This window comes from Coprococcus hominis (ex Arizal et al. 2022) (assembly GCF_040094675.1).
Taxonomy (GTDB): Bacteria; Bacillota; Clostridia; order Lachnospirales; family Lachnospiraceae; genus Coprococcus_C; species Coprococcus_C hominis.
This window is the reverse complement of record NZ_JBBNHG010000006.1, coordinates 1-504: the sequence shown is the minus strand read 5'-3', so window position 1 is coordinate 504 and position 504 is coordinate 1. Positions and strand designations below refer to the sequence as shown.

Annotated in this window: 1 protein-coding gene; it reads left to right on the top strand. The window is 40.3% G+C overall.

Annotation, left to right across the window (positions count from 1 at the left end; all coding sequences use genetic code 11):
* The coding region (locus tag AAAT93_RS00095) for a restriction endonuclease subunit S (protein ID WP_349095430.1) at nt 1-504 on the top strand (504 nt) is incomplete at both ends.

Sequence of the window (504 nt, the reverse complement as noted above, 5' to 3'; positions counted from 1 at the left end):
TTGGGAACAGCGTAAGTTGGGGGAACTGGCTGAGATAGTTGGTGGAGGAACCCCAAGTACTAGTGTGAATTCATATTGGGATGGAGATATTGATTGGTATGCTCCAGCAGAAATCGGTGAACAGATTTATTTGGAATCCAGCCAGCGTAAAATAACAGAGGAAGGTTTAAATAAGAGTTCTGCTAAGATTCTTCCCATAGGAACAATTCTCTTTACATCACGTGCAGGTATTGGAAAAACCGCTATTTTACTGAAAGAAGGCTGTACAAATCAAGGCTTTCAGTCCATCGTTCCGAATAAAGAAAAATTAGATTCGTACTTTATTTTTACAAGGTCTGAAGAACTTAAGAGATATGGTGAAACAGTTGGTGCTGGATCAACATTTGTTGAGGTATCTGGAAAGCAGATGGCGAACATGGAATTGATGATGCCAAAGACGATGCCAGAACAACAGCAAATTGGCGAATATTTTGCAAACCTCGACAACCTCATCACTCTTCATCA